The organism is Fischerella sp. (assembly GCF_013388695.1).
Classification (GTDB): domain Bacteria; phylum Cyanobacteriota; class Cyanobacteriia; order Cyanobacteriales; family Nostocaceae; genus PCC9605.
Map to the genome: position 1 here is coordinate 22,366 of NZ_JACAEU010000190.1, position 6,000 is coordinate 28,365.

The 6,000-nt window shown below is 44.0% G+C and carries 5 protein-coding genes; all 5 read left to right on the forward strand.

What is annotated here, in order from left to right:
- The first annotated feature begins 835 nt into the window (after positions 1-835).
- The gene (locus HXY43_RS25400; RefSeq protein ID WP_026732308.1) at positions 836-1,171 is read left to right on the forward strand and encodes a hypothetical protein; all 336 of its coding nucleotides are present in this window, start codon (positions 836-838) and stop codon (positions 1,169-1,171) included.
- Between the two features lie 362 nt (positions 1,172-1,533).
- On the forward strand, positions 1,534-3,063 hold the full coding sequence (gene psbB, locus HXY43_RS25405; RefSeq protein ID WP_290889584.1) for a photosystem II chlorophyll-binding protein CP47: 1,530 nt from the start codon (positions 1,534-1,536) through the stop codon (positions 3,061-3,063).
- 296 nt (positions 3,064-3,359) lie between these two features.
- Entirely contained in the window at positions 3,360-3,464 is a 105-nt protein-coding gene (locus HXY43_RS25410; RefSeq protein WP_290889593.1) for a photosystem II reaction center protein T, read from the forward strand.
- A 492-nt stretch (positions 3,465-3,956) separates the two neighbouring features.
- Positions 3,957-4,970: a 30S ribosomal protein S1 gene (locus HXY43_RS25415; protein WP_290889586.1), complete on the forward strand. Its 1,014-nt coding sequence runs from the start codon at positions 3,957-3,959 to the stop codon at positions 4,968-4,970.
- 169 nt (positions 4,971-5,139) lie between these two features.
- Entirely contained in the window at positions 5,140-5,871 is a 732-nt protein-coding gene (locus HXY43_RS25420; protein ID WP_290889590.1) for an HAD family hydrolase, read from the forward strand.
- Positions 5,872-6,000: the final 129 nt, after the last annotated feature.

Here is a 6,000-nt window from a genome sequence, read left to right on the forward strand (position 1 = left end):
CCTTGGGTTTTTTGAACAAGTGCGGTCAGTAATTTTACTATTATGGTGACTAAGTCTTAATTTCGGTAATGAATTTTAAATATAGTCAGATTAGACGTATTTTTACGGAATAATGACATAGAGAATCAGGAACTCAAATTTCCTCTGGGGATTCAGGAGGACAGCACCGCGTTGCCGTGCATGGTTAAGAGGCATAAAGCAAGTGGCGTGCGGCTGACTGTCGGCAATGGGGAATAGGAATTTCCATTATCCCTTGCCATATATCCCAATGTTTAACTGGTACTTTCATCTGCATCTTGAGAAGTTTAAATTAAAATTTTCTGATTTTATTAAATAAACTTTACATTATAGTTGTTTGAAAAACTGGTTTTTAAATATACCAATTTAGGTGATGAATATTGAATTTGAAAATGAGAAAACAATACATACTTTAATATTAATTAATAATTCAAAATGTTTAATTTAATTAAAATAACAAACTTACACAAACTTATCGTAAATTCAGATTTGATAAAAGAAGAGCTTTGTTAAGCTTTTTAGTTAGTTCGAGCAGTGTATTTATAAGGGTGTAGAAATTGAGGAGGGGGAGAAATTAAGAGGGGGAGATGCGGAGATGGGGAGATAGGGAGAGAGGGGAGAAATTAGAGTGGGGAAAAAGGGACAGAAGAACAATTCAGTATATCTTTCACTTTCCCACAGCCCCACTCCTCCACTCCCCACACTCCTTTGTGCTTGCATAGCTACAATCTACAAATCTCATTTCGATACATGACCGACTGAGATTTTCACGGTATTACCAACAACAAATAGAGAATCTAAAAGCGAGACTAAGAGTGTGAAGTATTTCTTTTTATCTGAAGGATGGACAATTGGCAGAGTTTGGGCATCTGATGGACTTTGGCAGATAACTGCATGGCGACGCCAACCAGAGATTGAGCAAATTAATATTTGCTTGGTAGAAAAGGGCGAAGTGATGTGGCTTTATCGTGTAGAAGATGCCATTATCACTGTAGAAGTGAAGCCAATAAAACCAGTACAACCAGGTACATCTAGTCGAGCCATCGGTCAAGTCATGCTCAAGCGGTTAATGAGCGCTGAACAAGTGATCGAACGTTTGGGGAGTGCCTCAGCTAGATGTCAGCTAGAAAACATCGAATCAGTGGTGCAGTAAAGAATGGGGAATAGGGATTGTTGGTAGTTGGTTGATGGTAGTTGATTGTTAACTGTTTGTTACAAACAACAAACAACCACCAACTACTAGCTACTAACCACCATCTACCAAAGAGTAACCAACTCCAAGTGCCTTTATACGCTTGCAAACAGCTCCATCAATAGTTACACTTTTTTAAACATTCTCATTTTTGCTTGGCGATCGCCACCTTCAGGGCTAATCCCCAAAAGGTACATATTTGATTGCCCAAGCAGCCACACTGTCTAACTTTTAAGACCAAGCTGTGGAAAATTCAGGCTCTAGCAATAACAAAAACAAGAAAATTGCTTTGTAAACAAACTCATCCAGGAGGAGCGTAGTCGATGGGACTACCTTGGTACCGAGTACACACAGTCGTTCTGAACGATCCGGGACGGCTGATATCTGTACACTTGATGCATACAGCTTTGGTGGCAGGCTGGGCTGGTTCAATGGCTCTGTACGAACTGGCTATTTATGACCCCAGCGACCCCGTTCTCAACCCCATGTGGCGTCAAGGAATGTTCGTGCTGCCCTTCATGGCACGTTTGGGTGTTGTTGGTTCTTGGGGTGGCTGGAACGTAACTGGCGCTGCCAACTACGATCCAGGTTTCTGGTCATTTGAAGGCGTTGCCGCCGCTCACATTGTTCTGTCTGGTCTGTTGTTCTTAGCTGCGGTTTGGCACTGGGTTTACTGGGATCTGGAACTATTCCAAGACCCCCGCACTGGTGAACCCGCTCTTGACTTGCCAAAAATGTTTGGTATTCACCTGTTCTTGGCTGGTCTACTTTGCTTCGGCTTTGGTGCTTTCCACCTTACCGGACTCTGGGGGCCGGGAATGTGGATTTCTGATCCCTACGGTTTAAGCGGCCACGTTGAACCAGTTGCACCGGAGTGGGGACCAGATGGCTTTAACCCGTTTAACCCCGGTGGTGTAGTAGCTCACCATATCGCCGCTGGTATCGTTGGCATTATTGCTGGTTTATTCCACCTGTCAGTAAGACCACCCGAACGGCTCTATAAAGCCCTGCGGATGGGTAACATTGAAACAGTGCTTTCTAGCAGTATTGCCGCTGTATTCTTCGCGGCTTTCGTCGTTGCGGGTACAATGTGGTACGGTAGCGCTACTACCCCAATCGAGTTGTTTGGCCCTACCCGCTATCAGTGGGATCAAGGTTACTTTAAGCAGGAAATTCAGCGTCGCGTGCAAACAAGCCTTGCTTATGGCGCAACACCAGAGCAAGCTTGGTCGCAAATTCCCGAAAAATTGGCATTCTACGATTATGTCGGCAATAGCCCCGCTAAAGGCGGTCTATTCCGTACAGGCCCAATGAATAAGGGTGATGGCATTGCCCAGTCTTGGGTAGGTCATGCAGTCTTTACAGATGCCGATGGACGGGAATTAGAAGTGCGCCGTCTGCCCAACTTCTTTGAAACCTTCCCAGTAGTTCTGACCGATAAAGATGGTGTTGTCCGCGCTGACATTCCCTTCCGTCGAGCAGAATCTAAGTACAGCTTTGAGCAAACTGGTGTGAAAGCCTCCTTCTACGGTGGTGACTTAAATGGTCAAACCTTCACAGACCCCGCAGATGTGAAGAAGTGGGCACGTAAAGCTCAAGGTGGCGAAATCTTTGAATTTGACAGAGAAACCTTGAACTCTGATGGTGTATTCCGTACGAGTCCTAGAGGTTGGTTTACCTTTGGACACGCCTGCTTTGCGCTGTTGTTCTTCTTTGGTCACATCTGGCATGGCGCTCGGACTATCTACCGAGATGTATTTGCTGGTATTGACCCAGAACTCGAAGAACAAGTCGAGTTTGGTGTGTTTGCGAAGGTGGGTGACTTGACAACCCGGAAGAAAGAAGCTGTCTAAAGTTAGAGGGACTAGGGATTAGGGCATTGGGCAAGGGGCATAAAAATTATGAATTATGAATTATGAATTATGAAATTTTTAGCATTCAGTATTCATCATTCATAATTTTCACCTATTCCCAATTCCCAATCCCCAATTCCCAATCTTCTCTGTATCTTGGTAGACTATATATTACTGCCGTGAGACACACGGTGGATGCTTGCGGAGGGTAAAGTCGTAGACTCCCTGTGAGGCAAGAATCTCATCAGTTAAGTGCTGTGAGAGTGTCAAAGGCTAAATATGCAGGAGCTAGTGATATGGAAAGCGTGGCATATATCCTGATTTTGACTTTGGCAATTGGAACTCTCTTCTTTGCGATCGCATTCCGCGAACCTCCTCGCATCGAAAGAAAAGACAAGTAATTTTACAAATGCCAACTTTTTGATGGCGATCTTAAAAACAAGTAACCGCTGTTATTCTTTTGAGATTAACAGCGGTTATTTTTAGTCAAAAGTCTATAGTCCATAGTAGTAACAGTTAATACTAAGTTGCAGTCAAAAATAATACTTACCTCACCCCGCCTGCTGGCACTCTCCCAATTTGGGAGAGGGGAAGGGGAGAGGGCACGAATTGCTATTGCTATGTCTGAACGCAAATTGGTATAAGTCTTGACTCTTGACCCTGTACAGACGTGCCATGGCATGTCTCTACAACTCTTGACTCTTGACTCTTTACATAAAAATTTTCGATATTTTGATATAATCTACTATCTGGAAGTTAATACGCGTTAAGTCAGCTTTTCTGCGCTAGCATGAGAAAGGATGATAGGTGTAGCTTGCCTATTAGGTATTTGCATCTACATCATAACTTGTGGCAAAACCATTACGGAGACTAAAAACCAGGAAACAACCAGCATGGTCAATCAGAAATCAACTGCTATTACCGAGATTGGGTTTACTCACGAAGAATTCGCTGCTTTACTGGACAAATACGATTATCATTTCAGCCCTGGTGATATTGTACCCGGTACGGTTTTCAGTATAGAGCCACGCGGCGCTCTGATTGACATAGGTGCTAAAACCGCAGCATATATACCGATACAAGAAATGTCTATTAACCGGGTAGACAGCCCGGAAGAAGTTTTACAATCTAACGAAACACGGGAATTTTACATCCTCAGTGATGAAAACGAAGAGGGACAATTAACTCTTTCTATTCGCCGTATAGAATACATGCGGGCTTGGGAACGAGTACGCCAGCTGCAAGCAGAAGATGCAACAGTCCGTTCTGGGGTGTTTGCCACTAATCGTGGTGGAGCTTTGGTACGAATTGAGGGATTACGTGGATTTATTCCAGGCTCTCACATCAGCACTCGCAAGCCTAAAGAAGAATTGGTGGGTGAAGAACTGCCATTGAAGTTCTTAGAAGTAGATGAGGAGCGTAACCGCTTAGTACTATCCCACCGTCGAGCACTGGTTGAGCGTAAGATGAACCGCCTCGAAGTTGGTGAGGTAGTAATCGGTACTGTGCGCGGTATTAAGCCCTATGGTGCCTTTATTGATATTGGCGGCGTAAGTGGTCTATTGCATATCTCTGAGATATCCCACGAACATATTGATACACCTCACAGTGTGTTTAATGTTAATGATGAAGTTAAAGTCATGATCATTGACTTGGATGCTGAACGAGGCCGAATATCTCTATCTACAAAGCAGCTGGAACCTGAACCAGGTGACATGATTAAGAATCGCGATTTAGTTTATGACAAGGCTGAAGAAATGGCTGCTAAGTATCGCGAACAGCTATTAGCTAAACAGCAAGGTGCTACTGCGTCTGCTGTTCCTGCCGAATCAACTGAAGTAGCCGCGGTTGAAGAAGAAATTCCAGTCGCAGTTGAAGAAGAAATTCCAGCCGCTATTGAAGAATAGTTATCTGTAACGGCTTAAAGAATGAGAAAGTATCGCATAGAGAGGGATTGATTTTCCCTCTTTTTTTATGTTGGTTACTAGTTGGTAGTTAGTAGTTAGTAGTTGGTGGTTGCTTATTCCAAACAAACAACAAACAACAATCAACAAACAACAAAAGAGGAGGAATCTTTTGGTAACTATTAAGTGTAGAAACGTTACTTTTCCTAATATCCAGGCGATTTTGTTTGACAAAAATGGTACTCTGGAAGACTCAGAAACGTATTTGCGATCGCTTGCCCAAAGAGCAGCGCGGATAATAGACGCGCAAATTCCCGGAATTGGTGAACCATTATTAATGGCGTTTGGCGTCAATGGTGATATTCTCGATCCTGCGGGTTTAATAGCAGTGGCGAGTCGCCGCGAAACAGAAGTCGCCGCCGCTGCATATATTGCCGAAACTGGACGGGGGTGGTTTGAGTCGCTAGAAATAGCGCGTCAAGCCTTAGAAGATGCAGAAAAATATATTGGCAAGACTCCTTCACCCTTATTTGTTGGTTGTTTAGAAGTCCTGAAGAACCTATCAGAAACAGGACTGAAACTTGGCATTCTCTCAGCAGCGACAACACAAGAAGTGCGTAAGTTTGTAAACAATCACCAATTGAGTGATTATATCCAGTTGGAAATGGGAGTAGACGAAGGGCCAAGTAAACCAGATCCTGTGCTATTTTTACAAGCTTGTGAAAAATTGGGAGTAGAGCCTAGTGCTACGCTGATGGTAGGAGATTCTGTTGGTGATATGCAAATGGCGCGTAACGCCAAAGCCGCAGGTTGCATTGGTATTACTTGGGTAGGTAAGCCAGATAATGTCGCAGGTGCAGATGTGGTGATCAACCAACTTGATGAGATTCACTTGGATGGCTGATGTTGGTAGATTTGACATACTCACTGCCCTTGAAGGGCAGTGATTCTTGACGGCTCACAGCAACTAGCTAGCGAAGTAGTCTTATGGTCGCTCCCCGTCCGTTTAAGGTCGTGCCGATGCCCCATGCCG